Raw genomic sequence first — 25,776 nt, 5'->3', positions numbered from 1 at the left:
CGACACGTCGTTGAATACACGGCATCTCCACTTTTCACTTTCCAGCAGATCCTATGAAACTAGCCACCTACAGAGACGGCTCGCGTGACGGCCAACTGGTCGTCGTCTCACGTGACCTGAGCACCGCGCATTATGCGACCGGCATTGCCATTCAGATGCAGCAGGTGCTGGATGACTGGAACTTCATGTCGCCCCAGTTGCAGGACCTGTATGAAACCCTGAACAATGGCAAAGCCCGGCACGCCTTCCCGTTTGATCCCAGGCAATGCATGGCCCCATTGCCGCGGGCCTACCAGTGGGCGGATGGCTCTGCCTACATCAACCATGTGGAACTGGTGCGCAAGGCGCGTGACTCGGAGGTACCGGACAGTTTTTATACCGACCCGCTGATGTACCAGGGCGCCAGCGATGATTTTCTCGGACCCTGTGACGATGTGGTGTGCGCCAGTGAAGCATTCGGCATTGACTTCGAGGCCGAAGTGGCCGTCATCACCGGCGATGTGCGCATGGGTGCCACGCCGGAGCAGGCGCTGGATGGCATTCGTCTGGTGATGCTGGCCAATGACGTGAGTCTGCGCCACCTGATCCCGGCCGAACTGGCCAAGGGATTCGGATTTTTCCAGAGCAAGCCGGCCACCGCCTTCAGTCCGGTCGCGGTGACCCTGGACGAACTGGGGGACGCATGGGACAAGGGCCGTCTGCACCTCACCATGCAAAGCACCTGGAACGGCCGCAAGGTGGGCATGTGCGACGCTGGCCCGGAGATGACTTTTCACTTTGGGCAGCTGATTGCCCATATCTGCAAGACACGCAATGTGCGCGCGGGCTCCATCATTGGTTCGGGCACGGTCAGCAACAAGGACTGGAGCCATGGCTACAGTTGCATCGCCGAGAAACGCGCGATCGAGACGATTCAGGATGGCAAACCATCGACCGAATTCATGAGGTACGGCGACACGATCCGCATCGAAATGAAGGGTCGTGACGGTCAGACCATGTTTGGCGCGATCGAGCAGGAAATCGTGCCGCTTGAAAAAGACCTTGCCAAACGCTGAACCTCGGTTTAACTCGCGTTAATGCCGCGCTGAAGTTCAAACCCCGGCCGCGAGTTGCCGGGCAAAGGTCTTGATGCCTCGCAGCATCATTTCAATGGAGACCGCCACCAGCACCAGACCCATTAGCCGCTCCAGCGCCACGACGAACCGGTCACCTGCGACGCGCTGAATGCGTTCGGCCAGCACGAGCACGACGGCACTCACCGTCATGGTGACGCACAGGGCGGCAATCCATTCCATGCGCCGGCCGGGCGCCTGGGACACCAGCAGCAACACGGTGGCCAATGCCGACGGCCCGGCCAGGGCGGGAATCGCCAAGGGTACGATCAAGGGTTCACCCACCATCTCGGGTGCGGCAGCATTGGGTGGTGGAAACACCATGCGCAGCGCGATCAGGAAAAGAATCACGCCGCCGCCGATCTGCAGCGACAGTTCGCTCAAATTCATTACCCGCAGAAAGCCGTCGCCGACGAACATGAATGTCAGCAACAGAACAAAGGCAATCAATACCTCGCGCAGAATCACCCAGGGGCGGCGCTCGACGGCCACATTCTTGAGCGCATTGGCGAAGATGGGGATATTGCCGATCGGGTCGGTGATCAGAATCAACAGGATGGTGGCCGAGACAAAGGTGTAATTCATGGCACTGGGGCTCGGCGAGCGAATCAGGTGGCGTAGAGCGTGTCCAGCGATCGGAAACCCTTGATCTCAATCGGATTGCCAAACGGATCACAAAAGAACATGGTCCATTGCTCGCCCGGCTCGCCCTCAAAGCGCACCTGCGGGGCCAACACAAACTCTATTTTCTCGGCTTGCAGCCGTTGCGCCAGGGCTTGCCAGTCAGGCAGGGCCAGCACCAGCCCGAAGTGCGGCATGGGGACCATTTTGTCGCCCACCTGACCGGTGCAGGCGGTCTTGAAGGGCTCGCCCAGATGCATGGACAGCTGGTGACCAAAGAAATCGAAATCGACCCAGGTGGCCGCGCTGCGGCCCTCTTTGCAGCCCAAAACGCCGCCGTAAAAGCGGCGGGTCTGGGCGAGATCGGTGACGTTGAAGGCGAGATGAAAAAGGCTGCGCATCCCGTCAGGATAGCAGGCCCATTCGGTCTTCTTATTCCACCTTCTCCTGGCAGGCGATGCAGCGGGGTGCCTCTGGTGCTGCATGCAGCCGGGCCGCGGGAATCTCCACGCCGCAGTCGACGCACTGACCGTAGGTGCCAGCCTCAATGCGGCTCAGCGCCGCGTCCACCAGGCTGAGCTCGGCGGTTTCACGCGCGTCAAGTGCGAATTCCAGATCGCGCTCGGTACGCACCTGCGCGGTGGAATCTTCCGTTCGCCCGTAATGATCGGCCGATGCCTCGGCGCGACTGACCGTGCCACCGCGCAGACTGGCCAGTTGATCCAGCAGGCTGGCGCGTTGTGCGAGCAGCTGTGCCTTGAAAGGGGCGGTGAGTTTCGTGGTCATAAGAGTAGCCTCCGTGTTTTGTATGCAGCCTATCATGCTCCGTGAAACTCGTCGCGTCTTTGACGAAAGTCAAGTTTTCGGGTCAGCGGTCAACTCGGGTGGCAGCCTGTGGAAACTGGGGGAGAATCGTCGGCAACCGTTCCACACAACTTACCGTTACCCATCGAAGAAAGCCGATCATGGACAACGCATGACACAGGGCTCTCAAGTTCTGAACTATGGCTGCCGCTGACGAGTTCGACCCGGCTGACCGACGCTTGCCGGAGCGCTTGTGGCGCTGGGCCATGCGCTGGCTGTCGATGGGGCGCGAGCATGCAACGCTGGCCAGCCAGCAGCGCAAGGTGACGCAAGTCAACGTGGCGGCGCTGATGGCCATGGCGGCCGCGGCCTTGACCAGTCTCGTGTTCTGGCGCACCGGCAACGCCGCGCTGGTCCGGGGCGCCTGGCTGAATTTGCCATTTGTCCTGGCGTTCTCGCTGGTGTGGCTGCTCAACCGTCGCGGCCGATCATTCCTCGCGAGTTGGGTGCTTTTTCTGCTGGTCATGGCGGACATCCTGATGGGCATATTTTTTGTGCAGGGGACGCAGCTGTTCCTGCACTACTTCCTGCTGGTGTTTGCGCTCGTGGCGCCGCTGCTGTTTCCAGTCAGCCATTGGCGCTCGGGCGTCTTCCTGTTCATCATCAATGCGGCCTTGTTTGCCTATGTCGATCTGTATGGCGTGGCGGCGTCGCCGGCGCTGGCACTGATCGACGCCGCCAGCCAGGCTCTGGTGCGTCAGGCCGTGCTGGGAAGCTGCCTGGTGCTGGTGGTTGCCCTGGTCATGATCAGCGAGTACTCGGCCGCGCTGAGTGAATGGCAGTTGCAGCAACTGGCCAGCTCCGACCCGCTCACGGGTTTGCCCAACAGGCTGGCCCTGCGCGAGGCATTTTCCCGCGAGCTGGCGCGCCGGCAGCGGGAATTCAGCCCGATGAGCTTTGCCATGGCAGACATCGACTTTTTCAAACGCGTCAACGACGAATGGGGTCACGACGCGGGCGATCGGGCCCTGTGCCATGTGTCGTCGATTCTGCGGGCCCAGGTTCGTGCGGGCGAACTGGTCTCCCGCATGGGGGGTGAAGAGTTCGGTGTCATTTTGCTGACCGATCCCGAAAAAGCCACGCTGGCCGCCGAGCGGATGTGCCGCGCCGTCGAGGCCGCACCGTTTGAAGATGAAGGACGGACGCGCACCATCACGATCAGCATCGGCCTGGTCCACATGGAGGCGTCCGATGACGAACAATCGGCCCTACGCCGCGCCGACGCTGCGCTTTATGCGGCCAAGAACAAGGGAAGAAACCAGGTTGTGGTCGCGTAACCCCAGGCCTGAAATCCCGATCAAGCATAATCCGGCCCATGCAGTTCCTGCGCAACGCTCACCTTCTCGCCCGCTTCGTGCTGGTGTGGTTTGCGTTGTCCATCGGGGTGGCCATTGCCTCGCCGATTGTCAAGCCGCAGGCCATGGAACTGATCTGCTCGGGTTCGGGCGTGATGAAGGTGCTGGTCAAAACGGATGACGGCACCAGGGAAGTCGTCAGCTACACGCTCGACTGCCCCTTGTGCGCAACCAACAGTGCGCCGCCGCCCGCGGCCGCGCAGCTGACCGCCGAGCCGATTCAACCGCTGGCCTATGTACTGCAAAGCATTCCGGCGGCCCATATCGCTTCTCTCACCGCCGCACCCTTGCCGGCGCGCGGGCCACCCGTTTTCTCCTGAACTATTGAATTCATAGCGCCTGTCGCCCGTTTCATAAGGGCGGCACGCAGATTTGATTGATATTTTCGGAGATTTCCCATGCGGAAAAATCGTATCGCCGTGGCGCTTGCACTGGCCTTTCCCGTATCTGTTTGTTTTGTTCTTCCGGCGTCCGCCCAGACGCAGCCTGCCGCTCAGACGCAAGCTGTGACAGAGCCGTCCGCACTGAGTGTGGTCACCGTCACGGGCAGCCGGGAGCAGACCCTGTTGTTGCAGACGCCGGCGTCGGTTGGTGTCATCAGCGCGCAGGACATCCAGCGTACCGGCCCGATGCATCCGCAGCAAATTCTGGGACAGGTGCCCGGCGTCGCGATTGCCGTGACCAATGGCGAAGGCCACAGCACGGCGATCCGCCATCCTTTCACCACCAGCCCGCTCTACCTGTATCTGGAGGACGGCATCCCGATCCGGGCCACCGGCTTCTTTAACCACAACGCGCTGTACGAGGTGAACATCCCGCAGGCCGGGGGCATTGAGGTGGTCAAAGGTCCGGGTTCGGCGCTGTACGGTTCGGACGCCATTGGCGGTACGGTCAACATTCTGACCAGGGCCCCTGCTGCCACGCCCGGCATCTCGGTGTCCGGCGAGGCCGGCAGCTTTGGCTGGCGGCGCCTGCTGGTGGATGGCACCACGGCGACGGGTCCGGACGGTGCCGTGCGCGCCGCCGTCAACCTGACCCACACCGACGGCTGGCGCGACCAGACGGCCTATGACCGGCAGAGCGCCAGCTTTCGCCACGACCAGGCGCTGGCCGATGGCGCGGTGCTGAAAACCATCCTGGGCTATACCAGGATTGACCAGCAGACCGGTGCCAACACCGCGCTGACCTACAACGATTACCTCAACAACCCGACCAAAAACAACCTGTCGATCGCCTACCGCAAAGTTGATGCGCTGCGCCTGTCAACCCAGTATGAGCGTGAGATGGGTGCCTCGCTGCTGACCATCACGCCCTACCTGCGCAGCAATGCGATGGATCTCAACGGCTCGTTCAACCTGAGCTCGGACCCGCGCATCGAGAAAGCCGATGTCACGTCGCTGGGCGTGATGGCGAAATGGCGGCAGGATTTCAGCGGTGCGCTGAAAGCCCGCCTGATCGTTGGGCTGGATCTGGAACGCAGCCCGGGCTCGCGCACCGAGGACAGTCTGAATCTCACGTCTACCGGCACCGGGGCCGATCGCTTTTACACTGCCTACACCCTGGGCAACCGGATCTATGACTACGACGTCACGTTCAAGAGTGCCTCCGCCTATGCGCAGGGTGAACTGTCTCCCACGCCTGCCTTGCGGGTAACGGCCGGACTGCGCTTTGACAGCATCGGCTACGACATGACGAACCACATCACGACCGCCACCACGCGGGCGGGGACCACAGCGCGCTACTACGGTCAAATTGCGTCGGCATCGGTCGACTACTCGCACCTGAGCCCCAAGCTCGGCGCGACCCTGGCCCTGAGCCCGGCCAGCAGCCTGTACACCTCGTATAACCACGGGTTCCGGGCACCGTCCGAAAGCCAGTTGTTCCGCGCCGGCAGCGACACGGCGGCCAACGTGGCGAACAAAGTTCTGCTTGCGCTGGCGCTCAAGCCCATCAAGGCCAACCAGTTTGAGCTGGGCTGGCGCGGCGCAGCGGACGGCTGGTCGTATGACCTGGCGCTGTACCAGCTGGTCAAGCAGGATGACCTGGTGAGCCAGAGGGATTTGGCAACGAATGTCAGTACCAGCGTCAATGCCGGCAGGACGGAGCACCAGGGCATCGAGCTGGCGCTGGGCAAGGCACTCAGCCCCCAATGGCGGCTGGACACGGCCCTGTCGTACGCCAGGCACCGCTACGTGGACTGGGTCACGGCCACCGCCAACTATTCGGGCAATGAAATGGAAAACGCCCCACGCGTCATGGCCAACACCCGCATCCGCTGGACCCCGCGCGCCGGCACCATGGCGCAGCTGGAGTGGGTGCGCCTGGGTGACTACTGGCTGGAAGCCGGCAACTCGGCCACCTATGGCAAGTACCCGGGGCATGAGGTGTTCAACCTGCGCGTCAGTCAGTCGGTCAGCAAGGGTGTCAATGTGTTTGCCCGGCTCATGAACCTGACCGACCGGCGCTATGCCGACAGCGCATCCGTGTCGTCCAGCACGCCGGTTTTCTCACCGGCCTTGCCGCGGGCGCTCTATGTCGGAATGGACGCGACATGGTGATCCGTCTGAGGCGGATCCTGGCCCTCGCGGGGCTGGCCCTGGCGGCGGCCAGTCTCTGGGCCCAGCAGGCGCCGGTGTCGCCGCGTCACGGGCGTGCTCATCTGGCCAGCGGTGTCGCCTTTGCGCCCGATGGCCGCCTGTGGCTGGCCGGCCTCAATGAGCATGGCCAGTTGTTTGTGCAATCCGCCCCGGCCAGTGACCTGCGTCGCTGGGACGCGCCGCGCGTCATCGCCACGGCGGGTGATGCGCTGTCGGCCGATGGCGAGAACCGTCCCAAGCTGGCATTCGGCCCAACGGGCTGGGCCGTCATCAGCTACACCCAGCCGCTGGCCAAGCCTTACACCGGCATGATCCGTATGTTGCGCTCGACAGATGGCGGACAGACTTTCTCGGCCCCTTTCACCGTGCACGCCGACCGGCAGGAGATCACGCACCGCTTTGACTCGGTTGCCTTTGACGCGCAGGGCGTGCTGCACACCGTCTGGATCGACAAGCGCGACATGGAACGCGCCCCCAAAGTCGGCAAAAAATCGAGCTATGCAGGCGCAGCGATTTACCGCAACGAATCGCGCGACGGTGGTGCCAGCTTTGGCCCCGACCTCAGGGTCGCCGACCACTCCTGCGAGTGCTGCCGCATTGCGCTGGCGCCAGGGCGGGACGGTGTGTTGCGCGCCATGTGGCGCCATGTGTTCGAGCCCAATGTGCGCGACCACGGCTTTGCGGTGCTGGCGCCTCAAGGGTCGGGCCAGGTGGTGCGCGCCACCTTTGATGACTGGCACATCGACGCCTGTCCGCACCACGGGCCGGGCCTGGCGCTGGCAGCCGACGACGGTTTTCATGCCGTGTGGTTTGGCATCCGAAAGCAGGGCGCAGAAGATGTGGCGGCCGTGCGCTATGCGCGGCTGCGCCCGGACGGCAACCCGCAGCTTGACACCGTGCGGATGCTGCCCGACGAGCGTGCCGAACATGCCGATGTGCTGGCCTGGGGTGATCGTGTCGCCGTGGTCTGGCGTAGTGTGGACGGCGCACACAGCACCCTCAAGGCCTGGCTGTCCACCGACAGCGGCCAGACGTTCCGCCTGGCGGTGCTGGGGAGCGTGATGGGTGACAACGACCACCCGCGCCTGGCACAGCAGGGCGGGCGCATGGTCGCCGTCTGGCGTAACGCAAAAGAGGTGCAAGTCCATGAAATCCGTTTCTAAACCCGCGATGCCCCGCGTTGGCGGCCCGCCGGCGCGACGCCGCGCCGTGCTGGTGGCTGCTGTCGCCGCCTGGCTTTATATGCCAAATCGGGCCCTGGCCCTCGTTCATAAAGCGCGGGTAGCTATCAAAACAGTAGCACCATTCGATGCCTCCACCTGGGCCAGCCTGCTGCGCCAGGGCCCGCGGCCGGCGGCCTATGTGTTCACCACCACCTACTGCTCCACCTGCCCCGATGCGTTTGACAAGCTGCATGCAGCCGTCGTGGCCTCGCGCCAGCAGGTGGTGCTGGCAGCCGTGGTGATGGACGTGCAGGGAGAGCATGCCCTGACCCATGCGCGCCATTACCAGGGTGCGACCCGGATTTACGCGTTCGACGGCTTCGAGCCGGAGATTCGCCAGGCGGTGGACCCGAAATGGCGCAACGTCACCCCATATGTCGTGTTGATTGGGCGCCGCGGCACCGTGCAGCGCACCATCGGCCCCCCCGACGCCGCCATGCTCAAGGCCTGGCTGTCCTGATTTGATTCACTTTTTTTAACCGAGGAAAAACCATGAAACTGAAAGCACTGGCCGTTATCGCTGCACTGGCCTGCGGCACCTTGTATGCCCAAACTGTCGAGGTCAAGGACGCCTGGGTCCGCACCACGGTGCCGGGCCAGAAGGCCACCGGCGCCTTCATGAAAGTCACCGCCAAGGACGGCGCCAAACTGGTGGGCGCCTCGTCGCCCGTCGCTGGTGTGACCGAGGTGCACGAGATGAAGATGGACGGCGACGTCATGAAGATGCGTGCTGTGGCCGGTGGTCTGGATCTGCCGGCTGGCAAAACGGTGGAACTCAAACCCGGCGGCTACCACGTGATGCTGATGGACCTGAAGGCGCCGCTGGCCAAAGACAGCACGGTGCCGCTGACCCTGGTGTTCAAGGACGCCAAGGGCGTGGAGAGCAAAGTCGAACTGAAAGTGCCGGTGGCTGCAGTCGCCCCTGGTGCCCCCGCGGCCAAGGCCGGCGACATGCCCGCCATGGACCACGGCAAACACAAACCCTGAGCCGCGCCAGTTGACCGCTGGCGCAAGCCACCCCGCACCCCCTGAGATTGCTGATGTCACCGAAACTGCACTTTGCCTCGCTGCGTCGCCCGTTGGCGCTGTGGCTCGCCGTGTTGATTGCAATGTTTGGTGCCCTCGTGCCCACGCTGTCCCACGCACTCGTGTGGTCGCAGGGTGGCGCGGTGCCGGTGGTGGAGGTGTGTACCAGCGCCGGGCCACGCTGGGTGGCCACCCGTTTTGCGGCGGATTCCCCTGACGGGCAGGAATCCGCTCCTTCGTTGGTTCATTGCCCGTTTTGCCTGCCATTCACGGACCGTGCGGCGCCTGCGCCTCACGCATTGGTTCACCTCTTTGTCCGGTTGGGCGAACACGAGGCACCCACGGTCCGGCAGGCGTTTTTCTTCTTCACCGACTTCGCGCCAGCGCCGCCACCGCGCGGTCCGCCACGCGCGATCCTGTGACCTGAACGCCGGCAGACAGGCATCGCCATCCGCGCCACATTGGGGTAAGCTGTCGGCAGTTCAATGTTGACAACCCCTTAGGAGCGAACATGAGTGATTCAGAGAGCACTGGTTTCGGCAAATATGTCCCCGGCTTTGATTTTCTCCAGAACCTGGCCAAAGGGGCAACACACAGCATTCCGCAGATGCCCAATCTGGCCAACTGGATTGCGCCCACCCTCAACGTGGAAGAGTTGGAGAAACGGATTGATGAACTCAAGGCGGTGCATTTCTGGCTGGAGCAAAACTCCAGGGCACTGGGCGCCACCGTGCAGGCGCTTGAGGTGCAGAAGATGACCCTGGCCACACTCAAGGGCATGAATTTCAACATGGGCGACGTGGCCAACGCGCTCAAGCTCAAGGCCGCCGATTCGGTTTACTCCGGCGTGCAGCGGGTCACTGAAACAGCAGCGTCCACCGCCAAGACCATCTCCGATGTGGCAACCGGCGCCGAGTCTGTGGCTGAAAAAGTGCGCAAGGCGGCCAAGCCCGCCACGACGGCCGCCGTGGGCCTGGTTGATCCGATGCAGTTGTGGGGCGCGTTGACGCAGCAGTTTCAGCAAATCGCCGCGGGCGCCATGAAGGAAGCGGGCAAGAACACGGCCATGGATGTCACCAAAAACATGGCCGCTGGATTCGCCAAAGAAGCGGTCAAGGCGACCAAAAAAGCCGCAGGCAACGCAGTCAGGTCCAGGGCAGCCGCGAAAAAAACGGTGAAAAAACCAGCACACAAGACGACCGGTCGAAACGGCTGATGCGGCACCTGCGAGTCCGGCGATGAAGCTGTTTCCCTATGGTCACGCCACGCACCCGCAGTGGCGCATGGCGGCCGGCCTGGTGCTGGCGCAGCTGCGGGCCCAGATGGCATTGCATGGCTATGCAAGTGCACCCACGCTGGCGCTGCTCTACATCACCGACCACTACGCAGACCAGGCCCAGGATATTCTGGAGCACCTGAGCGCCGAGTTGCCCGAAATCACCGATTGGTCGGGCACGGTCGGGGTGGGGATCGCGGCCAATAACGTGGAGTATTTTGATGAGCCGGCGCTGGCGGTGATGCTGTGCGAGCTGCCGAGCGACCAGTACCGGGTGTTCTCCGGCGTGGCGCCCCTCAGCTTGGGTTTCGAGGCCCACACGGCCCTGATTCATGCCGATGCCGAAACGCCGGACCTGCCTGAACTCCTTGTCGAGATGGCGTCGCGCACGGCGTCGGGTTACCTGTTCGGCGGTTTGTCGTCAAGCCGTTCAAAAGCGGTGCAGTTTGCCGTCGCAGGCAATGGCAACATCAGCGGCCACGGAGCGGCCAGTGGTGTGTTCAGTGGCGGCTTGAGTGGCGTGGCATTTGGGGCTGGGGTGAATCTGGTGTCACGCGTCACGCAGGGCTGTTTGCCGCTGGCCCGGGCACATCACGTGACCGCGGCCGAGACCAATGTGGTGACCCGGCTCGATGGCGAGCCGGCGCTGGATGTGATGTTGCGCGAACTCCATGTGTCGCTGGAGCAGCCTGAAACAGCGCTCGCAGCCGTGCGCGCCACGCTGGTGGGCCTGATGCACCCGGCGGACAGCGGCGGCCCGTCCGGCGACGCGGTGGCCGTCGGGCGTACCGGCAACTTTGGCAGCGATGTGCTCGTGCGCCACATCATCGGACTGGACCCGGCCCGGCGTGGCGTGGCCGTGTCTGACCAGCTGGAAGTGGGCATGCAACTGGCCTTTTGCCAGCGCAATGTGCAGGCGGCCAAGGCCGATTTGATCCGTGTCTGCGCCGAGATCCGCGAAGAGCTGGAGCCGCAGGAGTTGCCGGTGGAGACCGCCACCGCACTGGCGGCGTCCGAGGCCGAGTCAGCGCCGCATCCGGCGCGCGGCATTGCCGGCGCCATCTACGTCAGCTGTTCCGGGCGCGGTGGTCCGCACTTTGGCGGGCCCAGTGCCGAACTGCAGATCGTGCGCCGGGCACTGGGCGACGTGCCGCTGGTGGGCTTCTTCGCCGGGGGCGAAATCGCACGGCACCACCTTTATGGTTACACCGGGGTGTTGACGGTGTTTACCAGTCAATAGCAGTTTGACGCAATCCGGGTCGTCGTCGCCGAAGGCGGCATGGCCCGTCAGTCGATGGTGCGCCGCGCGGCGACCCAGGTCTGGAATTCGGGGTCCTCAAAGCGGTAGGCGCCGTGGTCCACGCGCGCCATCAGCTGCAGCCTGGCGCCGGTGAGCCTGCGGATGGACGTTCTTGGCGCGCTGGCCGTCACGTCGGCAGAGTCCAGCAGCTCCTGCAGCTGCCTGAGTGCCTGGGCGCCGTAAAGGTCCTGCACTCCGCGGGCCGCCAACAACAATACCGCCCGGTCGGCACGGCTGAGCTCCTTCCAGACTCTGGCGTAGCTTGAGTCGTCGTGCACACGCGCTTGCGTGTACTTGAGCGCTTGCTCAGACCCCTGCTGCTGGTACATCAGGTAGCGTTCGATGTACCAGCGAAAGAACTCGGGTGTTTCCTTCAGCGCGGCAAACGCCGCCAGGGCGTCGTCCAGCTTCAAGGGTTGGCGGGCCACGGCGGCCAGCTGTTTGACCATGGCCTCAACGAACTCGCGCCCGAGCAACGGAAACGGCTCCAGCGGCGCCCAGTTATAAAAAGGCGCGGCGGCCCGCGAGAACATTTCGCGCAAGGCCGCCTCCGATGACCCGGCAAACAGCACCTTGATGCCGGGCTTGCGAATGTCCAGACCGGCGCGCAGCGAGTGCGCCACCGCCTTGTGTTGAGGGGCTGCGAGCACCTGCGCCTCGTCGATGACCAGCAGCAACCGTGTCCGTGCCTTGTCGGCCGCCTGCAAGGCCGCCTGGATGGCGGGTACCGCCGCCTTCTCCTTGTCAGCCAGGTCCAGCTCGAGGGAGCCTTCGATGCCCAGCGGCAGCTTGCCGCCGCCTTTGAGTTTGCGAATCGGGGTGTTCAGGTCTTCCCAGAACTTGCCCAATCCTTTGGGCTGGGTTGCCTGCGCAATCGCGGTTGCGAGGGCCTGTCCCGGGTGGTCCGTGTCATCCCAGAGATTGGTGTAGGCCGCCAGGTAGCCAGCGCGTAGCGCCGCAGGAAGCAGGTCGTGCTTCAGAAACTCGCTCTTGCCCATGCGCCGGCGCGCAAACAGACCGCGCGCGGAGGTCAATCCGAGGTCAAAACCCTGCAGGTAGGCCTGCGCCAAGTCCGGGCGGGAAAAGTGCCAAGGGTCTGTGGGTTCACTCATCCGACATATTCTGACATGTTTGTGTCAATTGACAATTGATCGTCGAAAGAAGTCGGCTTGACGATTGCCCGCGCTGCGACCCAAAGGGCCGGCACCCCGGTGCCCGCCCTGTACTTTGTTTTCGATAAACGCTAAGCTGGAACAGGTTTACCCGCTCGTCCCCCAAAGGAGGCTCTATGCACATACGTTCAGCACGCCATACACGCCTTGCCGTCATCGTTCTCGGCTCCGTGGCCGTAGTTCTCCTCGGTCTGCTGGGCCTGCGCGGGGGGCAGGTGCAGGCGCAGGGCGTCATGTCGGCTCCGGCGTGCCAGTGCTCGGCCCCGACCGCCATCGCCAGTCTGTCCACCAATGTCGTTCATTGCCTGTGCGGCGGCATCTCCTGTGTCATCAGCGAGCACACCGGAAAAGGAAAAAACGCGAACCTCATGCAATGCGTCAAGTAGCAGTCGGGTCGCTCGGTCAACAGGTCTGCCAACCATGAACAGACTCGAATGCAACGACCTGCGATTTGTGCCAGACAGCCCGGCGGGGCACTATGAAAGCTACTTTCAGCGCGCCAACCACCCGCAGCGACCGCTGGCATTCTGGATTCGCTACACCGTCTTTTCTCCCAAGGGCCATCCGGAGCAAGCCCAGGGGGAGCTGTGGGCCATGTGGTTCGATGGCGAGCAAAAGCGCGTGCACAAGGCTTATCGGGCGATTCCATGGGCCCAGTGTGCCGGCGCTGGCGGGCCATTGCGGATGCACATCGGCCACGCCCATCTGACCGAGGGTGCGTTGCAGGGAAGCGCCGAGGGCATCAGCTGGGACCTGCAGTACACCAGTCCGGTCGAGCCGCTGCTGCTGTTTCCGGAGAGCTTTTATGAACGCGCGTTCCCCAAGGCGAAAGTCCTGGTTGGCAGCCCGCATGCCCTTTACTCCGGCACCGTCGCCGTTGACGGAACAACCCATGACATCTCCGAATGGCCCGGCAGCCAGAACCACAACTGGGGCAGCAAGCACACCGATCTGTATGCCTGGGGTCAGGTGAGCGGCTTTGACAATGAGCCCCGGGCATTCCTGGAAGTGGCGACGGCGCGGGTGAAGCTCGGGCCATGGCTGGCGCCGCCGATGACCCCGATCGTATTGCGCCTGGGCAGCGACGTGTTTGCGCTCAATACGCCGTCGCATCTCTGGGCCGCACGCGGTTCTTTCGACAACTTCGAGTGGCACTTCGAGGGGCACGATGAGCACGTGCGCGTCAAAGGCAGGATGACGGCACCGGCGTGGGCGTTTGCGCCGCTCGAATACCGGAACCCGCCGGGCGGCGTGAAAATCTGCCTGAACTCCAAGATCGCACAATGCGAGGTAACGGTGACCTTTGCCGACGGCTCCCGTCGCGAGCTGCACTCGGCACACCGCGCGGCGTTCGAGCTGCTGGGCGATCGGGACAGGCTGGCTGCCCTGGGTTGTTCGCTCTGATGCGCGCGGCATAGTTTCAATGCGACAGACACGAAGAAGGATCGAACCATGACACTGCTGGAATTTGCCCGCGGCCCGGCGCTCACCGTCGCCCTCGTTGTCTTTGTGCTGGGGACGCTGTGGCGTCTGGTCGGCATTTTTCGACGACCGCGCATGCGGGACCTCTCGCCGCCACGCGCCGGCGCGCCGTCGAAGGGGATGGGCGCCTTGCGTGCGATCGTGCGCGGCATGTGGCCGCGCAAGGAGTTTGGTCAGGCGGCGATGGTCACGAGCATCAACGGCTACGTCTTCCACATCGGACTGGCACTGGTGTTTTTCGGTTACGCGCCGCATATCGCGTTCATGCATCGCCTCACCGGCCTGTCGTGGCCGGCCTTGCCTGACATGGTGATGTACCTCGCTGCTGGCGCCACCATCGTCTCGCTGCTGCTGGCCCTGTTGTTCCGCCTGACCGACCCGGTGCTGAAGAAAATCTCAAACGCCGACGACATGATCACCTGGACCGTCACCTTCCTGCCCCTTGTCACCGGCATGGCGGTGGTGGGTGAGCCCTCTGCGATCATTCTGGCGCGCGACCACGTGATCTACGGTGGCCCGCTGGCCGTGCACCTGCTGACGCTGGAACTGCTGCTGATCTGGTTTCCGTTCGGCAAGCTGATGCATGCCTTCCTGTTCGCCTTCTCGCGCGGCGCCACCGGCATGCGCTTCAGCCATCGGGGAGTCAAGTTATGAACACCGTGACCACCACTGCGCCCGCCTTCGACCAGCAGGGCGAGCAAAGCGACGAAGTGCGGGTCGATGCCGCCATGCGCAGCTTCGTGTCCGAGTTCGGCGTCACCGCCGCGCTGCACATGGAGTCCTGCGTACGCTGCGGCCTGTGCGCGCAGGCCTGCCACTTCCATGTGGCCACTGGCGACGCCAAGTACACGCCGATCTACAAGCTGGAGCCCTTTCGCCGCGCCTACCTGCGTGAGGCCAGTCCGTTTGCGCCACTGGTGCGCGCGCTCGGCCTGGTCAAGAAGCCAAGCATCACCGACCTGCAGCATTGGCAGGAACTGCTCTACGACTCCTGCAATATGTGCGGCCGCTGCACCGTGGTCTGCCCGATGGGTATTGATATCGCCGAACTGGTGAAGGAAGCCCGCCACGGCATGTTCAAGGCCGGGCTGGTGCCGGATCGGCTCGCGCTGATGGACCGCGCGGCGCGGCAGTGGGGCAGCACCGCAACGCCGGGCGAAGACCTGCCCGACATCCTGGCCGAGGTGTCCGCCGAGCATGGCGTCGCGATTCCCTGCGACCTGGCGGCCGCGGACATCCTGGTCACCGCCGCGCCGGCCGAGCTGGGCGAACACACCAAGGCGCTGGCGGACGCCGCCAAGATTCTCAACCGCATTGGTGCCAGCTGGACCATGCACCAGGGCGGCTTCGACGCCTCCAACATCGGTTTCAATAACGGCGACCTGGAGCTGCAGGAGAAGCTCACCCGCGCGCTGATCGATACCGCGGTGAAGATCGGCGCCAAGACGGTGATCTTGCCCGAATGCGGTCATGCCTACGGCGCGGCGCGCTGGGAGGCGGCCAAGTGGTATGGCGAGGCACTGCCGGTGCGCGTCATCCACATGACCGAGTTCCTGGACGAGCTGATCGCGAGCCAGCAGATTCGCGTCAACCGGATTGGTGAGACCGTGACCTTCCACGACCCCTGCCAGATCGTGCGCCGCGGCGGGCTGGAGGCAGCGGCGCGCCGCGTGCTGGCGGCACTCGGCTTCGAGCTGATCGAGCTCAAGGACCATGGGGTGACGGGTTACTGTTGTGGCGGCGGCGGCGGCGTGGTGTCGAACCAGCGTGCGACGCCCTTGCGCTACCAGGTGTTCGAGATGAAGAAGCAGCAGGTGGAGGCAACCGGCGCCAAGCGCTTCGTCACAAGCTGCGGCCAGTGCCGCATCACGCTCGAGATGGGCTCCAAACATGCCAACTGGGACAAACCAGCCGAGAGCCTGCTCGAACTCGTGGCCGACAACCTCGCCGATTGATGCCTTGATCCGCAACAAACCGCAGGCCTGATCCGAAGCCACAATGGGGCTACGTTGCAGAACCAGGGAGAAGTGTCATGGCATCCGGAAAAATACTCGTGGCCCAGGGCGGTGGCCCGACCGCGGTGATCAACCAGTCACTGGTGGGCGTGGCCCTGGAGGCGCGGCGTTTTGGCCAGGTGGAGCACATTTACGGCGCGCGCCACGGTGTCCGCGGCATCGTGGATGAAGATTTTGTCGACCTCACGCAGGAGACCAGTCACAACCTGGAGCTGGTGGCCAAGACACCGTCCTCGGCGCTGGGCTCGACGCGCGACAAGCCGGACATGCATTACTGCCAGGAGATCTTCAAGGTCTTGCAGGCGCACGAGATCGAGCACTTCTTCTACATTGGCGGCAACGATTCTTCAGACACCGTGCGCATCGTCAGCCTGGAGGCGCAAAAAGCCGGCTATCCGTTGCGCTGCATCCATATCCCCAAGACCATCGACAACGACCTGGTGGGAAACGACCACACACCGGGCTTCCCGTCAGCCGCACGCTTTGTGGCGCAGGCTTTTGCCGGCGCCAATCTGGACAACGCGGCCCTGCCCGGCGTCTATGTGGGCGTGGTGATGGGCCGCCATGCCGGCTTTTTGACGGCCGCATCGGCCCTGGGCAAAAAATTTCCTGACGATGGGCCGCACCTGATCTACTTGCCGGAGCGCACCTTTGTGCTGGAGAAATTCCTGGCTGACGTCAAGAGCATGTACGAGCGATATGGCCGTTGCGTCATCGCGGTCTCGGAGGGCATTCACGACGCAAGCGGCGCACCGATTGCCACCTTGCTGGCGAAAGACCTGGAGCACGACGCGCACGGCAATGTGCAGCTCTCGGGCAATGGCGCGCTGGCCGATTTGCTGTGCGAAGAGATCAAGTCCAAACTCAAGATCAAGCGGGTGCGCGGCGACACCTTTGGCTACCTGCAGCGCTCGTTCATCGGCTGCGTCTCCGACGTGGACCAGCGCGAGGCGCGCGAAGTGGGCGAGAAGGCGGTGCAGTTTGCGATGTGGGGCGCGCGCGACGGCTCGGTCGCCATCAAGCGCACCGGCTTCTATTCGGTGGACTATGAGTTGCTGCCACTTGACGCCGTGGCCGGCAAGACGCGCGTGATGGAAGACGAATTCATCACTGCGAGCGGTACCGATGTGACCGACGCTTTCCGGATGTACCTCCGTCCGCTATTGGGTTCGGACATGCCCGATGCCTTCAGGCTGCGCAACAACCCGGTGGCCAAGGTGCTTCATACGTCAAAATGACCGCTGGCCATCGCCGGATATGCGTAGGCAGCTATTAATTTAATAGCGGACGGTTTCACACCCCGCGCGCGCGCTCCGCCTTGAACTTCGCCCGGAATTCACCGAAGCTGCCGGCGTCCAGTGCCTCGCGCACCTCGCGCATCAGGTTCAGGTAGTAGTGCAGGTTGTGGATGCTGGCCAGCATCGGGCCCAGCATCTCGCCGCAGCGGTCCAGGTGGTGCAGGTAGGCACGGCTGAAGCCCCCGCGGCCACCGTTGGCATATGACACCGCTGCGTCAGTGCCTGCCGGCCCGGCGGGATTGCCGGCGCAGGCGTAGCAGGTGCAGGTCTCATCCAGCGGCCGTTCATCCGTCTTGTGACGGGCGTTGCGAATTTTCAGGTCGCCAAAGCGGGTGAAGAACGTGCCGTTGCGCGCATTGCGCGTGGGCATGACGCAGTCGAACATGTCCACGCCTTGCGCTACGCCCTCCACCAGGTCTTCCGGCGTACCGACACCCATCAGGTAGCGCGGCTTGTGGGCAGGCAGGCGGTGCGGCGTGTGCGTCATGATGCGCAGCATCTCGTCCTTGGGCTCGCCCACACTCACGCCACCCACGGCGTAGCCGGGAAAGTCCATTGCCACCAGCTGCTCCAGCGACTCTTGCCGCAGGTGCTCGAACATGCCGCCCTGCACGATGCCAAACAGCGCGTTCGGGTTCTCCAGCCGGTCACATTCCGTCTGGCAGCGCCTGGCCCAGCGCAGGCTGAGTTCCATGGAACTGCGTGCCTCGGCCTCGGTGGTGAGCTGGCCCTTGGTCTTGGGCTCGACCGAGATATAGGGCGTGCATTCGTCAAACTGCATGACGATGTCGCTGTTGAGCACGGTCTGGATCTGCATCGAGATCTCGGGTGTCAAAAACAGCTTGTCGCCGTTCACGGGTGAGGAAAACTTGACGCCTTCCTCCGCAATCTTGCGCATCTCGCCCAGGCTCCAGACCTGAAAACCGCCCGAGTCGGTGAGGATCGGCTTGTCCCATTTTTCAAACTGGTGCAGGCCGCCAAATTGCGCCATCACGTCCAGGCCCGGGCGCATCCACAGGTGAAAGGTGTTGCCCAGGATGATTTGCGCACCCATGTCTTCCAGCGAGCGGGGCGTCACGCCCTTGACCGTGCCGTAGGTGCCGACCGGCATGAAGATCGGTGTTTCGACCACGCCGTGGTTGAGCGTGAGGCGGCCACGGCGGGCGTGGCTGGTGGGATCGGTGGTGAGGAGGTCGAATTGCAGCATGAAAGTTCCAGAAGGTGCGGCATTTTATGAGCCTCTCACCTTCCAGCCACCAGCACACCGCGCAAGGACTTACTTCGCAGGCAGCGTGTGAGAGAGCAATTCACCATCCAGAACGCCGGGACCCTGAGGATGGGTCGCTGGTCTGACCGTGTTGCGCTTGACGGTAGCCAACCCGTCTCTCGGACTCACCCAGCGGGCTTCCACCTCGCCTTCAGCGGTGGTTGACACCACTTTGTAGGCCTTGAAAGTCCCGGCTGGCACGGTAACATCATCATAGGATTCCACCTTCCAGCCAATGTTCAGGGGCACCTTTTTCCCGCTGGCATGCATGGTGACTGTGTGGGTCGAAGTCCAGGTCTTGCCCACTTCGAGTGGCCACTGGTACCCGACCGGGGGTTCAAATGACATCAAGGGCTTGCCGGCACGATCCAGTGTGGCGATCGTGGCGTGCGTTGTGGGGTCGAATACGGTTGCGCCACCTTCGGCCGAACTCATAACGACTGCCGGCTGGCCCTGCCACGTGGTATTGCTGAAAGTCCAGGCCACCTGGCCGTCAAAGTTTCCCAAGCTACCGGAACTCTTCCGATGGAATGCCATCTGGGTACCTGCCGGCGTCGCTGCCATACTGGTTGCCACGGGTGGAATGGAACTACAACCCGCGCCAAGTACTGTGCTTGCGGCCAAAGCGGACAGGACGATGGCACGGGTGATTTTTCCTTGTTTCATGAGTCGGTTTCCTTCAGTTGATGACGTTTGGCAGCGCAACCGGACAGACGGCAGACTCGAACCACAGCTGGCCTGAAGTCCACAGGCGCACCGCAACGTAAGTATGGTTCGCCCCCGGGCGCAGGAGTTGCGGTATATCAAAGTTTTCACCCAATACGGAACCCTGAGTCCCTGGCAAGACCCGGAAATCAGGGCGTCTGGATGGACCCAGTGGTTGTTGCTGCGGTCTGGCGCGTCAGGAGCATGGCGTCGCCATAGCTGAAAAATCGGTATTGCCCAGCGATCGCGTGGCGGTACAAGGCCATGATGTGCTCGTAGCCCGCAAAGGCACTCACCAGCATCATGAGACTCGACTTGGGCAGGTGAAAGTTGGTCACCAGCAGGTCCACCAGCTTGAAATGAAACCCCGGCGTGATGAAGATCCGGGTGTCGCCCGACGCCAGGCCGGTCTGGGCCCAGGACTCCAGTGTGCGCACGGTGGTAGTGCCCACCGCGACGATGCGGCCGCCGCGCGCGCGGCAGTCGGCAATCGCCTGCTGTGTCGCTGCGGGCACGTCGTACCACTCGCTGTGCATCTGGTGCTCCGCCAGGTTTTCGGTCTTGACCGGCTGAAAGGTGCCCGCGCCCACATGCAGCGTGACATGGGCGCGCTGCACGCCCATGGCGTCAATGGCGGCGAGCAGGGCTTCGTCAAAATGCAGTGCGGCGGTGGGGGCGGCCACCGCACCGGGGTTTTTGGCGAACACGGTCTGGTAGCGCGCGGCGTCTTCCGCAGAATCGGCGTGCGTGATGTAGGGCGGCAGCGGCACATGGCCGTGGCGTTCCATCAGCGTGTAGGGGTCGTCGCCCGCGTCGTTGGACAGCACAAAGCGGAACAGCGGCCCATCCGCATCGGGCCATCGGCCCAGCAGCGTGGCGCGCAGGTTGTCATGCATGCCGGGCGCGCCCACCAGGGCGACCGTGGCGCCAATCTCTGGCTTCTTGCTCACGCGCATGTGGGCCGCCACCTGGTTGCCGCTCAATACCCGCTCAACCAGCAGCTCCAGCTTGCCGCCGGTCGCTTTTTCGCCAAACAGGCGGGCGTTGATGACCTTGGTGTCGTTGAACACCAGCAGGTCGCCGGTGCGCAGCAGGGACGGCAGATCGCGAAAAATCCGGTCGGTTGGGGTGGCGCCTGTGCCGTCCAGCAGGCGCGAGCCGCTGCGCTCGGGCGCGGGGTGCTGGGCGATCAACTCAGGGGGCAGGACGAAATCGAAATCGCTTAAGGTGAATGCGCGCGGGGCGCTCGAAGATACAGATTGCATGGTGCTTGAGGGTCGGACAGACCCGTGCCAAGTGGGATGGGCCTGAATTTTCGCATGGCTACGGGTTGGTCCTATGCTGCTGGCGGGATGGGGGTGAAATAATCATTGACATGAAAGCATTTCGCATCGGATCAGGGGCTGGCTATTCCGGCGACCGGATCGATCCTGCGCAGGATTTGGCCGAGCGCGGCGAACTCGATGTGTTGGTTTTCGAGTGCCTGGCCGAACGCACGATTGCCCTGGCGCAGCTGCGACGCAGCCTCGATCCGCAGCAGGGCTACGACCTGTTGTTGAAAGAACGCATGCGTGCGGTGCTGCCGGCCTGCGTCCAACAGGGCGTCACCATCATCACCAACATGGGCGCAGCCAACCCGCGCGCCGCCGGCGAGGCGGTGCTGGAGGTTGCACGCGAGTTGCAGCTTCCCCGTTTGCGCGTGGCGGTCGTGCTGGGTGACGACGTGTTGCCCTGGATGCTGGCGCACGACGTGCCCCTGATGGACTCCGATCAAACCGTGCGCAGCCTTGATGGCCGGCTGATATCGGCCAATGCCTACCTCGGCGCGGATGCGCTGCTGCTCGCGCTGCAGTCTGGCGCCAATGTTGTGATCACGGGGCGGGTGGCTGATCCGGCGCTGTTCCTGGCGCCGCTCATGCACCACTTCGGCTGGGACGCCGGCGACTGGCAGCGCCTGGGGCAAGGCATCGTGGTTGGCCATCTGCTCGAATGCGCGGCCCAGGTCAGTGGTGGCTACATCGCCGACCCGGGGTATGTGGACGTGCCCGGGCTGGCCGAAGTGGGCTTTCCGCTGGCCGAGGTGCAGGCCGACGGCCGGGCCGTGATCACCAAGCTGGCGGGAACCGGCGGGCGCGTCGATCGCCTCACTTGCACCGCCCAGCTGCTCTATGAACTGGAAGACCCAAGCCGCTATCTGCAGCCGGATGTGGTGGCCGATTTTTCCGCTGTGCGTCTGCAGGAAGTCGGCCCCGACCGGGTATCGATTGAAGGCGCCAGCGGACACGCCCGGCCCGACCAGTTGAAGGTGACGCTGGGCTACCGCGAAGGTTTCATCGGCGAGGGGCAGATTTCCTATGCCGGCCCCGGTGCCCGCGCGCGCGGCGAGCTGGCGCTGGCCGTGCTTGAGCGCCGTCTTCAGCGGCGGGGCCTGGCGGCCCTGGACTACCGCGCCGAGCTGATTGGCGTCAATGCGATGCACGGCCCCTTGCTGGGCGCGGACCGGGAACCGTATGAGGTGCGGGTGCGGCTGGCCGTGCGAACGGCAACCCGCACGCAGGCCGGGCAGGTGGGCCAGGAGGTGGAGGCGCTGTACCTCAATGGTCCGGCGGGCGGCGGTGGCGTGACGCAGTCGGTGCGCGAGGTGATCGCGGTAGCCTCGGCGCTGATTCCCCGTGATGCTGTTCGCCCTGAATGCCAGATCCTGGAGTTGTGACATGAAAGTGCGCGACATTGCATTGGCCCGTTCGGGCGACAAGGGTAACCGGGCCACGCTCAGCGTGATCGCGCACGACCTGGCGGATTACCCCTTGCTGGAACGCACCCTCACGCCAGAGCGCGTGCAGGCGCATTACCGCGACATCGTCCGCGGTTCGGTGCAGCGCTACACGCTGCACCATCTGGGGGCTGTGCACTTCGTCATGAACGACGCGCTGGGCGGTGGCGTGACCCGCTCACTGGCGCTGGATGCGCATGGCAAGACCTTGAGTGCCGCCATTCTTGACGTCTCGCTCGACCTTGATCTGCCCTAAACTTGTCTGACAAAAACTTTGAAGGAGACTCCCATGCGTTTTACTTTCCGTTGGTTCGCCGTGCTGTCCGGTGCCGTGCTCTGCAGCTCTGCGGCCTTGGCCCAGCCCTATCCGAGCAAGCCCATCAAGGCCATCGTGCCTTTTGCCGCGGGCAGCGCCACCGACCAGATCGGACGCGCGTTCGCCGCCAAAATGTCGGAAACGCTGGGCCAGACCATCGTGGTGGAGAACAAGGCAGGCGTCAACGGCATGCTGGGCGCCGACGCGGTGGCCAAGTCGGCACCTGACGGCTATACCATCCTGATAGGCACCAACAGCACCAACGCCGCGCTCAAGAGCCTGATGAAAAAGCTCCCCTACGACCAGGACACCGCCTTCGCGCCGGTGGGCTACATGGGTTCGGTGCCGCTGATCGTTGCCGTCAACAACGATGTGCCGGCCAAGACCCTGCGCGAATTCGTTGACTTGGCCAAGGCCAAGCCGAACCATGTCACCTTCGCCAGCGCCAGTACCTCGCAACTGGTGTCCTCGGAAATGATGGCCGGCATGACCGGCATCCAGATGACCAATGTGCCCTACAAGAGCGGCCCTGCTGCCATGACCGACCTCATCGGCGGTCAGGTGATGATGTTCAGCGCCGACTTTGCCGTCATGTTGCCCCAGGTCAAGGGCGGCAAGATCCGCGGCCTGGCCGTGACATCGGCCAAGCGCTCACCTGCGGTTCCCGAACTGCCGACGGTCAACGAGGCGCTGGGCCTCAAGGACTATGAACTGATTGCCTACTTCGCCGTGTTTGCACCGGCCGGAACGCCGCCTGACATCATTGCCAAGCTCAACCAGGCCATCAATGCCGCGGCCCAGAGCAAGGACATCCAGGACAAGTTCGCGCCGATTGGTTTTGCCGTCGACCCCGGAACGCCCGACGCACTGGCCCAGCGCAGCCGCCTGGAAACTGCCAAGTGGGCGAAGGCCATCCGCGACGCCAAGATTGAGCCGCAGTAAGTCGACTCTGGCAGCAAGACCTTGCCGGTCCGGCCCGGCAGCGTCTTGCCGGGCAGCACAATCAGCCCATGTCCTCCGATAACGCCAAGACGAAAGCCGACAAACCCCTGTCTGCACCGCAGAAGGCTTTGCGCAAGCTGGGCCTGACACGCGACATCGACCTGGCGCTGCACCTGCCGCTGCGCTACGAGGACGAAACCCGCATCACCCGCCTGGCCGACACGCGCGAGGGCGAAGTGGCACAAATCGAGGCCACCGTGACCCACTGTGAAGTCACCCTGGGTGGCCGGCGCCAGCTGCTGGTGACGGTGGACGATGGCTCGGACACCTGCACGTTGCGTTTCTTCAGTTTTTATCCCTCACAACAAAAGGCGCTGGCAGTGGGCAATCGCATCCGGGCGCGCGGCGAGATGAGAGGTGGTTTCCTGGGGCGGCAGATGATGCATCCTGCGTTCCATGCCGCCGGTGGCGACCTGCCCACCGCGCTCACGCCCGTCTATCCGACGGTCGCCGGTCTGCCGCAGTCGTACTTGCGCCGGGCGGTGCAGAGTGGGCTGGCCCGCGCTGATCTGACCGACACCCTGGTGCCAGAGTCTTTGCATGAAATTGGCCTGCAGCCCTCGTGGAATCTGCGTGAGGCGCTATCATTTTTGCATCATCCGACGCCGGACGTGTCGCTGGCCACGCTGGAAGACCACAGCCACCCGGCCTGGCAGCGGCTCAAGGCCGAGGAGCTGCTGGCGCAGCAACTGTCGCAACTGCAGGCCAAGCGCGAGCGCGCCCGCCTGCGCGCGCCCGCCCTGCGCCCCGCCACGCACAGCCTGCACCACCGGCTGCGCGATGCCTTGCCCTTCCAGCTCACGGCGGCGCAGCACCGGGTTTGCATGGAGATCACGCACGACCTGGCCCGGCCGGTGCCGATGCACCGCCTGCTGCAAGGCGATGTGGGCTCCGGCAAAACCGTCGTCGCCGCGCTGGCCGCCGCGATTTGCATGGATGCGGGCTGGCAGTGCGCCCTGATGGCGCCGACCGAGATCCTGGCGACCCAGCATTTCGCCAAGTTGGTGAGCTGGCTGGAGCCCCTGGGGGTGAAAACCGCCTGGCTCACCGGCAGCCAGAAGACCAACGAGCGGCGCGAGATGCTGGCGCTGATTGAAAGTGGCGAGGCCGCGCTGGTGGTGGGCACGCACGCCATCATTCAGGACAAAGTGGTGTTCAAGAATCTGGCGCTGGCCATCATTGACGAGCAGCACCGTTTTGGCGTGGCCCAGCGCCTGGCCCTGCGCAGCAAGCTGACCGATGGCGAGCAGGAGCCGCACTTGCTCATGATGACGGCCACCCCGATTCCCCGCACGCTGGCCATGAGCTACTACGCGGATCTGGATGTCTCCACCATTGACGAATTGCCGCCGGGGCGCACGCCCATCATCACCAAGGTGGTGAGCGATACGCGGCGGGATGAAGTGATCGAGCGCATCCGCGCCCAGTTGACGCAGGGCCGGCAAATCTACTGGGTCTGCCCCCTGATTGAAGAGAGCGAGGCACTGGACCTGACCAACGCCACCGAGACCCACGCGCAGCTGAGCGCCGCCTTGCCCGGCGTCATGGTCGGCCTGCTGCACTCGCGCATGCCGGTGGCCGAGAAGAAGGCGGTGATGGCCTTGTTCACCAGCGGCCAGATGGGGGTTCTGGTCAGCACCACGGTGATTGAAGTCGGCGTGGATGTGCCCAATGCCTCGCTGATGGTGATCGAGCACGCCGAACGCTTTGGCCTGTCGCAACTGCACCAGTTGCGCGGCCGGGTCGGGCGCGGCGCGGCGGCTTCTGCCTGCGTGCTGCTTTACTCCACCGGCGACGCCCCGCGCCTGGGCGAAACGGCCCGCGCGCGCCTGAAAGCCATGGCCGAGACCAATGACGGTTTTGAGATCGCCCGGCGCGACCTGGAGATTCGTGGCCCCGGAGAGTTTCTGGGCGCTCGCCAGTCGGGTGCGGCGATGCTGCGCTTTGCCGATCTGGCGACGGACGCCGCACTGCTGGCCTGGGCGCGCCGCTGGGCGCCGGTGATGCTCGATCAGCATCCGGCGCTGGCCGAGAAACACGTGCAGCGCTGGCTGGGCGGCAAGGCAGAATTTTTGAAGGCGTAGCAGCCGAATGGTTGGCTATTGCATATGAGAAATTGGGCTGTAGCTCACGTCGTTATTGTGCCGCTTGCTACTTAAATGATAGCAAATCGCGCCACGATCATTCCCGACGTAGGACCCCGCTGTCAGCCCTTTGGTATGGCACCGATGACCCATCGCCCCGTATATCCTGTTGCGGGGGTGGGATCGTTTGCGCATGGTGGAATAGTTGCTGATCCTCAACCACGCGGCGGTGACGGGCTTTTGAAGACTGACATCTTGCACTCGCGTTACTCGATAGCTGTCGTACCC

At 63.7% G+C, this 25,776-nt stretch carries 26 protein-coding genes; 19 read left to right on the top strand and 7 right to left on the bottom strand.

Going from position 1 to position 25,776, the window contains the following annotated elements; genetic code table 11:
- Nucleotides 1-53 precede the first annotated feature (53 nt).
- Entirely contained in the window at nt 54-1,055 is a 1,002-nt protein-coding gene (locus Q7T10_RS16735; RefSeq protein WP_304750443.1) for a fumarylacetoacetate hydrolase family protein, read from the top strand.
- 36 nt (nt 1,056-1,091) lie between these two features.
- Here Q7T10_RS16735 and Q7T10_RS16730 read toward each other — a convergent pair whose 3' ends face one another.
- Genes Q7T10_RS16730 through Q7T10_RS16720 form a run of 3 tightly spaced genes read right to left on the bottom strand, consistent with a single transcriptional unit; the run spans nt 1,092 to nt 2,519 of the window.
- The gene (locus Q7T10_RS16730; RefSeq protein WP_304750442.1) at nt 1,092-1,697 is read right to left on the bottom strand and encodes a MarC family protein; all 606 of its coding nucleotides are present in this window, start codon (nt 1,695-1,697) and stop codon (nt 1,092-1,094) included.
- Between the two features lie 23 nt (nt 1,698-1,720).
- Complete coding sequence (locus tag Q7T10_RS16725) at nt 1,721-2,134, bottom strand: VOC family protein (protein ID WP_304750441.1); 414 nt, start codon at nt 2,132-2,134, stop codon at nt 1,721-1,723.
- Between the two features lie 31 nt (nt 2,135-2,165).
- Nucleotides 2,166-2,519, bottom strand: coding sequence for a TraR/DksA family transcriptional regulator (locus Q7T10_RS16720; protein ID WP_304750440.1), 354 nt, complete (start codon nt 2,517-2,519; stop codon nt 2,166-2,168).
- Between the two features lie 218 nt (nt 2,520-2,737).
- Here Q7T10_RS16720 and Q7T10_RS16715 point away from each other — a divergent pair, with 218 nt between their 5' ends.
- The 9 genes from Q7T10_RS16715 (at nt 2,738) to Q7T10_RS16675 (ending at nt 11,314) form a co-directional block, all read left to right on the top strand.
- On the top strand, nt 2,738-3,874 hold the full coding sequence (locus tag Q7T10_RS16715) for a GGDEF domain-containing protein (RefSeq protein ID WP_304750439.1): 1,137 nt from the start codon (nt 2,738-2,740) through the stop codon (nt 3,872-3,874).
- Nucleotides 3,875-3,912: 38 nt separating this feature from the next.
- Entirely contained in the window at nt 3,913-4,272 is a 360-nt protein-coding gene (locus Q7T10_RS16710) for a DUF2946 domain-containing protein (RefSeq protein WP_304750438.1), read from the top strand.
- A 78-nt stretch (nt 4,273-4,350) separates the two neighbouring features.
- A complete protein-coding gene (locus Q7T10_RS16705) occupies nt 4,351-6,510 on the top strand; it encodes a TonB-dependent receptor (RefSeq protein WP_304750437.1) in 2,160 nt (719 codons plus the stop codon).
- Nucleotides 6,504-7,712 carry a hypothetical protein gene (locus tag Q7T10_RS16700; RefSeq protein WP_304750436.1) on the top strand — a complete coding sequence of 403 codons (1,209 nt, stop codon included), beginning with the start codon at nt 6,504-6,506 and terminating at the stop codon, nt 7,710-7,712. The genes Q7T10_RS16705 and Q7T10_RS16700 overlap by 7 nt, the downstream gene beginning before the upstream one ends.
- Nucleotides 7,696-8,232, top strand: a complete 537-nt coding sequence (locus Q7T10_RS16695) for a hypothetical protein (protein WP_304750435.1) — start codon at nt 7,696-7,698, stop codon at nt 8,230-8,232. Before Q7T10_RS16700 ends, Q7T10_RS16695 begins: the two co-directional genes overlap by 17 nt.
- Nucleotides 8,233-8,264: 32 nt before the next feature.
- A complete protein-coding gene (locus tag Q7T10_RS16690) occupies nt 8,265-8,759 on the top strand; it encodes a copper chaperone PCu(A)C (RefSeq protein WP_304750433.1) in 495 nt (164 codons plus the stop codon).
- A 53-nt stretch (nt 8,760-8,812) separates the two neighbouring features.
- Nucleotides 8,813-9,220, top strand: coding sequence for a DUF2946 domain-containing protein (locus tag Q7T10_RS16685; protein ID WP_304750431.1), 408 nt, complete (start codon nt 8,813-8,815; stop codon nt 9,218-9,220).
- A gap of 89 nt (nt 9,221-9,309) precedes the next feature.
- A complete protein-coding gene (locus tag Q7T10_RS16680) occupies nt 9,310-10,014 on the top strand; it encodes a PhaM family polyhydroxyalkanoate granule multifunctional regulatory protein (protein ID WP_304750429.1) in 705 nt (234 codons plus the stop codon).
- A gap of 22 nt (nt 10,015-10,036) precedes the next feature.
- A complete protein-coding gene (locus Q7T10_RS16675) occupies nt 10,037-11,314 on the top strand; it encodes an FIST C-terminal domain-containing protein (protein ID WP_304750427.1) in 1,278 nt (425 codons plus the stop codon).
- Between the two features lie 47 nt (nt 11,315-11,361).
- Here Q7T10_RS16675 and Q7T10_RS16670 read toward each other — a convergent pair whose 3' ends face one another.
- A complete protein-coding gene (locus tag Q7T10_RS16670; RefSeq protein ID WP_304750425.1) occupies nt 11,362-12,486 on the bottom strand; it encodes a hypothetical protein in 1,125 nt (374 codons plus the stop codon).
- A gap of 176 nt (nt 12,487-12,662) precedes the next feature.
- Between Q7T10_RS16670 and Q7T10_RS16665 the strand changes: the two genes are divergently transcribed.
- From Q7T10_RS16665 to Q7T10_RS16645, 5 genes are all read left to right on the top strand, one after another.
- Nucleotides 12,663-12,932: a hypothetical protein gene (locus tag Q7T10_RS16665; RefSeq protein WP_304750423.1), complete on the top strand. Its 270-nt coding sequence runs from the start codon at nt 12,663-12,665 to the stop codon at nt 12,930-12,932.
- A gap of 34 nt (nt 12,933-12,966) precedes the next feature.
- On the top strand, nt 12,967-13,950 hold the full coding sequence (locus Q7T10_RS16660; RefSeq protein WP_304750421.1) for a hypothetical protein: 984 nt from the start codon (nt 12,967-12,969) through the stop codon (nt 13,948-13,950).
- Nucleotides 13,951-13,998: 48 nt separating this feature from the next.
- On the top strand, nt 13,999-14,682 hold the full coding sequence (locus Q7T10_RS16655) for a hypothetical protein (protein WP_304750419.1): 684 nt from the start codon (nt 13,999-14,001) through the stop codon (nt 14,680-14,682).
- Nucleotides 14,679-15,983 carry a (Fe-S)-binding protein gene (locus Q7T10_RS16650; RefSeq protein WP_304750417.1) on the top strand — a complete coding sequence of 435 codons (1,305 nt, stop codon included), beginning with the start codon at nt 14,679-14,681 and terminating at the stop codon, nt 15,981-15,983. The genes Q7T10_RS16655 and Q7T10_RS16650 overlap by 4 nt, the downstream gene beginning before the upstream one ends.
- Before the next feature lie 77 nt (nt 15,984-16,060).
- Nucleotides 16,061-17,281 (top strand): 6-phosphofructokinase, encoded by a 1,221-nt coding sequence (locus Q7T10_RS16645; RefSeq protein ID WP_304750415.1) that lies wholly within the window; start codon nt 16,061-16,063, stop codon nt 17,279-17,281.
- Between the two features lie 55 nt (nt 17,282-17,336).
- On the opposite strand, the gene tgt is transcribed toward Q7T10_RS16645, so the two are convergent.
- From tgt to queA, 3 genes are all read right to left on the bottom strand, one after another.
- Entirely contained in the window at nt 17,337-18,548 is a 1,212-nt protein-coding gene (gene tgt, locus Q7T10_RS16640) for a tRNA guanosine(34) transglycosylase Tgt (RefSeq protein WP_304750414.1), read from the bottom strand.
- Nucleotides 18,549-18,617: 69 nt separating this feature from the next.
- Nucleotides 18,618-19,274: a hypothetical protein gene (locus tag Q7T10_RS16635; protein ID WP_304750413.1), complete on the bottom strand. Its 657-nt coding sequence runs from the start codon at nt 19,272-19,274 to the stop codon at nt 18,618-18,620.
- 188 nt (nt 19,275-19,462) lie between these two features.
- Complete coding sequence (gene queA / locus Q7T10_RS16630; protein WP_304750411.1) at nt 19,463-20,578, bottom strand: tRNA preQ1(34) S-adenosylmethionine ribosyltransferase-isomerase QueA; 1,116 nt, start codon at nt 20,576-20,578, stop codon at nt 19,463-19,465.
- Between the two features lie 110 nt (nt 20,579-20,688).
- Between queA and Q7T10_RS16625 the strand changes: the two genes are divergently transcribed.
- The 4 genes from Q7T10_RS16625 (at nt 20,689) to recG (ending at nt 25,488) form a co-directional block, all read left to right on the top strand.
- Nucleotides 20,689-22,026, top strand: a complete 1,338-nt coding sequence (locus Q7T10_RS16625; RefSeq protein WP_304750410.1) for an acyclic terpene utilization AtuA family protein — start codon at nt 20,689-20,691, stop codon at nt 22,024-22,026.
- Between the two features lies 1 nt (nt 22,027).
- Nucleotides 22,028-22,342, top strand: a complete 315-nt coding sequence (locus Q7T10_RS16620) for a hypothetical protein (RefSeq protein WP_304750409.1) — start codon at nt 22,028-22,030, stop codon at nt 22,340-22,342.
- A gap of 33 nt (nt 22,343-22,375) precedes the next feature.
- Nucleotides 22,376-23,344 (top strand): tripartite tricarboxylate transporter substrate binding protein, encoded by a 969-nt coding sequence (locus tag Q7T10_RS16615; RefSeq protein WP_304750408.1) that lies wholly within the window; start codon nt 22,376-22,378, stop codon nt 23,342-23,344.
- A gap of 68 nt (nt 23,345-23,412) precedes the next feature.
- Nucleotides 23,413-25,488: an ATP-dependent DNA helicase RecG gene (gene recG, locus Q7T10_RS16610; protein WP_304750406.1), complete on the top strand. Its 2,076-nt coding sequence runs from the start codon at nt 23,413-23,415 to the stop codon at nt 25,486-25,488.
- Nucleotides 25,489-25,776: the final 288 nt, after the last annotated feature.

Source organism: Rhodoferax sp. (assembly GCF_030646845.1).
GTDB lineage: Bacteria > Pseudomonadota > Gammaproteobacteria > Burkholderiales > Burkholderiaceae_C > Rhodoferax.
This window is presented reverse-complemented; position numbering and strand designations above follow the sequence as displayed.

Coding starts and splice junctions, on each gene's coding strand:
- Q7T10_RS16735 (WP_304750443.1), top strand. CDS start 54: ATGAAACTAGCCACCTACAGAGACGGCTCGCGTGACGGCCAACTGGTC.
- Q7T10_RS16730 (WP_304750442.1), bottom strand. CDS start 1,697: ATGAATTACACCTTTGTCTCGGCCACCATCCTGTTGATTCTGATCACC.
- Q7T10_RS16725 (WP_304750441.1), bottom strand. CDS start 2,134: ATGCGCAGCCTTTTTCATCTCGCCTTCAACGTCACCGATCTCGCCCAG.
- Q7T10_RS16720 (WP_304750440.1), bottom strand. CDS start 2,519: ATGACCACGAAACTCACCGCCCCTTTCAAGGCACAGCTGCTCGCACAA.
- Q7T10_RS16715 (WP_304750439.1), top strand. CDS start 2,738: ATGGCTGCCGCTGACGAGTTCGACCCGGCTGACCGACGCTTGCCGGAG.
- Q7T10_RS16710 (WP_304750438.1), top strand. CDS start 3,913: ATGCAGTTCCTGCGCAACGCTCACCTTCTCGCCCGCTTCGTGCTGGTG.
- Q7T10_RS16705 (WP_304750437.1), top strand. CDS start 4,351: ATGCGGAAAAATCGTATCGCCGTGGCGCTTGCACTGGCCTTTCCCGTA.
- Q7T10_RS16700 (WP_304750436.1), top strand. CDS start 6,504: ATGGTGATCCGTCTGAGGCGGATCCTGGCCCTCGCGGGGCTGGCCCTG.
- Q7T10_RS16695 (WP_304750435.1), top strand. CDS start 7,696: ATGAAATCCGTTTCTAAACCCGCGATGCCCCGCGTTGGCGGCCCGCCG.
- Q7T10_RS16690 (WP_304750433.1), top strand. CDS start 8,265: ATGAAACTGAAAGCACTGGCCGTTATCGCTGCACTGGCCTGCGGCACC.
- Q7T10_RS16685 (WP_304750431.1), top strand. CDS start 8,813: ATGTCACCGAAACTGCACTTTGCCTCGCTGCGTCGCCCGTTGGCGCTG.
- Q7T10_RS16680 (WP_304750429.1), top strand. CDS start 9,310: ATGAGTGATTCAGAGAGCACTGGTTTCGGCAAATATGTCCCCGGCTTT.
- Q7T10_RS16675 (WP_304750427.1), top strand. CDS start 10,037: ATGAAGCTGTTTCCCTATGGTCACGCCACGCACCCGCAGTGGCGCATG.
- Q7T10_RS16670 (WP_304750425.1), bottom strand. CDS start 12,486: ATGAGTGAACCCACAGACCCTTGGCACTTTTCCCGCCCGGACTTGGCG.
- Q7T10_RS16665 (WP_304750423.1), top strand. CDS start 12,663: ATGCACATACGTTCAGCACGCCATACACGCCTTGCCGTCATCGTTCTC.
- Q7T10_RS16660 (WP_304750421.1), top strand. CDS start 12,967: ATGAACAGACTCGAATGCAACGACCTGCGATTTGTGCCAGACAGCCCG.
- Q7T10_RS16655 (WP_304750419.1), top strand. CDS start 13,999: ATGACACTGCTGGAATTTGCCCGCGGCCCGGCGCTCACCGTCGCCCTC.
- Q7T10_RS16650 (WP_304750417.1), top strand. CDS start 14,679: ATGAACACCGTGACCACCACTGCGCCCGCCTTCGACCAGCAGGGCGAG.
- Q7T10_RS16645 (WP_304750415.1), top strand. CDS start 16,061: ATGGCATCCGGAAAAATACTCGTGGCCCAGGGCGGTGGCCCGACCGCG.
- tgt (WP_304750414.1), bottom strand. CDS start 18,548: ATGCTGCAATTCGACCTCCTCACCACCGATCCCACCAGCCACGCCCGC.
- Q7T10_RS16635 (WP_304750413.1), bottom strand. CDS start 19,274: ATGAAACAAGGAAAAATCACCCGTGCCATCGTCCTGTCCGCTTTGGCC.
- queA (WP_304750411.1), bottom strand. CDS start 20,578: ATGCAATCTGTATCTTCGAGCGCCCCGCGCGCATTCACCTTAAGCGAT.
- Q7T10_RS16625 (WP_304750410.1), top strand. CDS start 20,689: ATGAAAGCATTTCGCATCGGATCAGGGGCTGGCTATTCCGGCGACCGG.
- Q7T10_RS16620 (WP_304750409.1), top strand. CDS start 22,028: ATGAAAGTGCGCGACATTGCATTGGCCCGTTCGGGCGACAAGGGTAAC.
- Q7T10_RS16615 (WP_304750408.1), top strand. CDS start 22,376: ATGCGTTTTACTTTCCGTTGGTTCGCCGTGCTGTCCGGTGCCGTGCTC.
- recG (WP_304750406.1), top strand. CDS start 23,413: ATGTCCTCCGATAACGCCAAGACGAAAGCCGACAAACCCCTGTCTGCA.